1 protein-coding gene and 1 pseudogene are annotated in these 1,843 nt (G+C 78.3%); both read right to left on the bottom strand.

Annotated features, from left to right (window positions below; translation table 11 throughout):
• Positions 1–461 (bottom strand): annotated as a pseudogene (locus ABEB16_RS21490) (hypothetical protein); the annotation flags it as partial.
• A 76-nt stretch (positions 462–537) separates the two neighbouring features.
• Complete coding sequence (locus ABEB16_RS21485) at positions 538–1,692, bottom strand: PT domain-containing protein (RefSeq protein ID WP_345714214.1); 1,155 nt, start codon at positions 1,690–1,692, stop codon at positions 538–540.
• Between the last annotated feature and the right edge of the window lie 151 nt (positions 1,693–1,843).

The raw sequence follows: 1,843 nt of genomic DNA, 5'->3' as shown, positions 1-1,843 counted from the left end.
GACGCCCGCGACCCCCTGCTGGAGCGGATGATCGAGGTCCGCGAGCGCCTGGGCGGCAGCAGGACGGTCGCGGAGGACAGCAGCAGCACCCCGCCGGCGAGGCGCTGCGCGAGCAGCTGGGAACCGCCACCCCACCCCGTCCGGGCGGGGCCGCCGCGGTGCCAGGCGCGGAACTCCGCCACGACGCAGGCGGCGAAGTGCGCCCAGGCCAGCCACAGCGCGGCGGCCAGCACGCGCACGACGGCACCGCTGGTGAGCTCCGCGCTCAGCCACTGCCGGGAGGGCGCCGTCGAGGGCAGCGGGCTGCCGACGAGCAGCACCAGCGCGGCGGGGACGCCGGCGAGGACCGCGAGGAGGACGACGGCGGACGCGGTGCCGCGCAACAGCTCCCGGCGGCGCTGGCCGCGGCCGGGTGCGGGTGCCGGCAGCCGGGCGGGTGCGGGCCGGGTGGCGGTGCTCATGCTGGGGGTCCTCCTGCGGGGGCGTGGGGTCGGAGGGGGGTCGCGGGGTGGGGTGGGCCGGCGGCCGGTGCGGGCCTCACGGCACCACGAGGGTCTGCACCTCGGTGACGCGGATGCCCGCGCCCGCCTCGGCGGAGATGGTCGCCAGCGGTTCCCACGTGGTGCCGGAGTCCGCGCTGACCTCCACCCGCCAGCGCACGGTGGCGACGGCGCGGTAGGTCTGGCCGGGTTCGGCCGCGGAGGAACTGCCGTAGGCGAAGCCGCAGACGCCGGGGCCGGCCGGGGCCGTCCCGTGCTCCACGACGGCGCCGAGGCCGTCGCAGGTGGGCGCGGCGCCCGTGCCGTCGCCGGGGTCGACGGTGAGGCCCTCGGGGACGGCGCGCATGCGGACGCCCTGCGCCCCGCGCAGGTCCGCGGGCGGCACGTCGTTGACGTAGAACCCGACGCGCTGGCGCACGCGGGGCACCTGGACGGGGCTCGTGCGCAGGTCCGGCGGTGGGATCCTGCGCTCCTGCGGGTCGTCCAGCCGGAGCAGGTCGCGCTGTCCGGGCGTCAGCTCCCACCAGAACCGGTGGCGCCCGGTGTCCGCGACGAGCACGGCGACGACCTCGGGCCGGAACACCACCGCGCCCGTGATGAGCCCGGTCTCCAGGTCGATGCCCTCGACGCAGACCTCGCGGACCTGCACGGGCGTCGGGGTGGGGCTGGGCACGGGTTCCGCCGTGGGTTCCGCGGTCGGTTCCGCGGTCGGTTCCGCGGTCGGTTCCGCGGTCGGTTCCGCGGTCGGTTCCGCCGTCGGTTCCGCGGTCGGTTCCGCGGTCGGTTCCGCCGCGGGTTCCGCGGTCGGGGCCGGTGCGGGCACCGCGGCCGACAGCGGGACCGGCGACGCGGCCGGCGGGGTCACCGGGGCCGGGGGGTTCGCGAACCCCGGGACCTCGAAACTCGCGGGTGTGGTGTCCGCCCACTCCAGCGGGACCAGCCAGCAGGCGGGCACGTGCGCCCCGCGCAGCAGGTCGCCGGGCGAGGAGACGCGCACGGACGTGCGCGAGCACTGCATCCCGTAGCTCGTCGTGGACGCGAACGCCGTGCACGGCCCGACGCCGCGGCGGTGCACCCCCGGGCGCCCGGCGCCCGTCTCCGCCGCCTGCGCGGTGGGGGCCACCAGCGCCCCGGCCAGCACCGCGGTGGCGAGCACGGCCGTCGTGCCGGCCCGCAGCCGTCGAGCGCGCATCAGAACCTCTCCTCCACCACGGCGGTGGCGTCGCACGCCACACCGTCCAGCACGCCGTCGTCCACCACGTCGTCGACCAGCCACGTCCCGCCCACCCGCCGGATCTCGGCGTGACCGGCGCTGAAGTGCGCGGCGTTCACGGGGCGCCCGG

Source organism: Kineococcus glutinatus (assembly GCF_039542765.1).
Lineage (GTDB): Bacteria > Actinomycetota > Actinomycetes > Actinomycetales > Kineococcaceae > Kineococcus_A > Kineococcus_A glutinatus.
Note: the sequence above shows the minus strand (reverse complement) of the source record. Positions and strands in the feature narration are given on the sequence as shown.